This window comes from Haloarcula sp. JP-Z28, from assembly GCF_011440255.1.
GTDB lineage: Archaea > Halobacteriota > Halobacteria > Halobacteriales > Haloarculaceae > Haloarcula > Haloarcula marismortui.
Window position 1 is genome coordinate 1 of sequence record NZ_JAAOHT010000143.1, and the last position, 2,584, is coordinate 2,584.

Annotated in this window: 3 protein-coding genes and 1 pseudogene; 3 read left to right on the forward strand and 1 reads right to left on the reverse strand. The window is 67.8% G+C overall.

All coding sequences use genetic code 11. From position 1 onward, the window contains the following. The 3 genes from G9463_RS23520 to G9463_RS23530 form a co-directional block, all read left to right on the forward strand. Positions 1 to 501 (forward strand): pyridoxal-phosphate dependent enzyme (locus tag G9463_RS23520; protein ID WP_165897984.1); only part of this gene is annotated, 501 nt, incomplete at its 5' end. 216 nt (positions 502 to 717) lie between these two features. Continuing rightward, complete coding sequence (locus G9463_RS23525) at positions 718 to 1,392, forward strand: DUF4166 domain-containing protein (protein WP_165897985.1); 675 nt, start codon at positions 718 to 720, stop codon at positions 1,390 to 1,392. Next, positions 1,389 to 2,363 (forward strand): YndJ family protein, encoded by a 975-nt coding sequence (locus tag G9463_RS23530; protein WP_165897986.1) that lies wholly within the window; start codon positions 1,389 to 1,391, stop codon positions 2,361 to 2,363. The genes G9463_RS23525 and G9463_RS23530 overlap by 4 nt, the downstream gene beginning before the upstream one ends. 6 nt (positions 2,364 to 2,369) lie before the next feature. Here G9463_RS23530 and G9463_RS23535 read toward each other — a convergent pair. Continuing rightward, positions 2,370 to 2,584, reverse strand: a pseudogene (locus tag G9463_RS23535) (hypothetical protein); the annotation flags it as partial.

Sequence of the window (2,584 nt, forward strand, 5' to 3'; positions counted from 1 at the left end):
GAGGACACCCGCCGCTGGGATGACGTCGAGACCCGCGCGACCGCCATCCGCATCGGCAATCCGGTCAACGCGCCGAAGGCGCTGCCGGGCATCCGGGAGACCGGCGGCACCGCCGTCGCTGTCTCCGACGAGGAAATCACCGAAGCGCAGCGTGACATCGCCGGGGAAGGCGTCGGCGTCGAACCGGCGTCCGCCGCCTCCGTCGCTGGCCTCCGGAAACTCCGGCGCGAAGGCGAGGTCGATAGCGATGAGTCGGTCGTCTGCCTGACCACGGGCCACCTGCTCAAAGACCCCGAAGCGGCCGCAGAGGCCGGGAACGAGCCGGAGCCGGTCGCTAACAGCACCGAAGCCGTGCTGGACCTCATCGAAGAACCGTCGTCGGTCGCCCAGACGGTTCGGCGACAGGCGTCGAAGGCCGCCGACGCGCCGCTGGTCCCGGCGCTGGTCGCCAGCGGTCTCGGTGTCGCGTATCTCTACCGCAAACTCCGCTCGAAGAAGTAACGTCGGCGCACGAGGCCGATAGCGACGAGTAGGCGGTCTGTCTGACTGCGTTCGTTCCTCAGTGGTATTCTCCCGCTACTACCCAGCAGACATATCTATCTGGCTCGGGAACAGCGAGCCAATGGATGTACCGCGGATCACAGTCCAATCGCTGCGCCTGGACACTATCATCGAATGGCCGCCGGCGCTGGCGACAACAGTCGGCCGGGGTGAACTGTGACAGGCGTCTACGGGCGGGCGCTGGGCGAGGCCGCGGCCGACCTTCATCCGAAGGTCCGCGACCGCTACAGTCTCGGCCCCGACGACGGGACCGTCTGTGTCGGCCGCGGCGAGATGGATATCACCCGCGGGACGCTGGTCCTCCCGGCGCTGTACGCGATGACGACCCAGAATATGCTGTTCCCTGAAGCCGGCGAGGACGTGCCGTTTTCGGTGACGACGGTGGCCTACACGACGGACGGCGGTCACGAGGCGATGACGACCCGCCGCGCCTTCGACTTCGGCGACACCACCCGCCTGTTCGACTCGCTGACCGTCTGGGACGCCGAGGCCGAGCGACTGCTCGATTTCCTCGGGACACAGGGCCGGATCGCCAGCGAACTCCACCCGCGGGTTGAGGACGGTGCGCTCGTGGTCGCTGGCGGCCGCCAGTGGGCTCATCTGGGCGACCGCTATGTGCCCTTGCCGGGGCCGCTGGCCGCCGATGTCGAGGTACGTGACCGCTACGACGAGGATGATGAACGCTACCACGTCACCGCGACCGTCGAGAACGACCTCGTGGGTCACATGCTCGGCTATCGGGGGACGTTCACGCAGGACCAGACTGCCAGCGACGGGACGCCCGACGACCTCCGAATCGTCCGCGGACTCGACCGGCTCCCGCCGCGATGAGCGACCGCGCCGCTGGGCCCCGGCAGCCAGCACTCGCCACCGTCGCCAAGCCGTCTATCCGGGGCATCGCCGTGGCGGACCTGAGCGCGGTGCTTGGTGCGGTGGTCTGGCTGGCGATGACGGCCACTGGCGAACTGGACGCTATCGAACGGGCGCTCGCACTCGCGCCGCTCGTGCTGGTCCCGCTCGCCCTCCGAACGGCAGTGACCGGAGCGTTCGAGGCACCTGTCAGTCGGCTCACGACCACAGCCATCTGGCTCCAGCCGGTCGGCGCACTCCTGTTTGCGGTATCGCTGGTCATTCCGTCACCAGCACTGCTGGCCGCCGCGCTCGCAACGCCGTGGCTTGCGGTCACCGGCCTCCTCGGACTCGCGGCGTTCGTTCGGACTCGGGCTCGGGGCGGCCTAGTGTTCCCAGAGACCGCTATCGATGCTGGCTTCGCCTACGTCTCGGTTGGCGCGGTCGCGCTTCTGCTGGCCCATCTTGACCTGACGTTCTGGTTCGACCGCGTCATCATCCGACTCACAGCGGTCCACTTCCACTACGCCGGGTTCGTCCTCCCGGTCGCGGTGGGACTGACCGGCCGACACCTCGGTGACCGCTCGCGGGGATTCCGCACCGTTGCGGGTGTCATCCTCGTCGGTCCGGCACTCATCGCGGTCGGTATCGCCTTCTCGCCGCTGGTGGAGGTCGTCGCAGTGAGTCTCTTCACTGTTGCCGTCGCGGCTTTCGGCGTTGTCGTCCTGCGTCGCGTCGTCCCTGCCTGCTCTAGACTGCAGGGGCTCTTGCTCGGCGTTGCGGCCGTGGCGCTCCCGATTTCGATGGCGCTCGCGCTCGGCTACGGCATATCGACGTTCACCGGCCGGTCACTGGGGCTGACGATATCGACGATGGTTGCGCTCCATGGTTCGCTCAACGCCTTCGGGTTCGGGCTGTGTGCGACGCTCGGCTGGCGGCTTTCGGCCCCCTGACGCCGGTCAGTGTTCCGCTCGCTCCGGCTCTAATCGGTACCGCGTCGTCTCCTGCCCGTCGAACCGGGGACCGTTTCCGGTGGAGGTGAACCCGACCGCCTCAACAGCGGTCCGGACTTGCGATTCGTCCTCCGGAAGCAGTAGTTCGACCGTCATGTGTTCCCGGCGCGCGAACTCGATAGGGTCGGTCAGGAGTTCCTCACAGGCGTCGCTCGACCCGG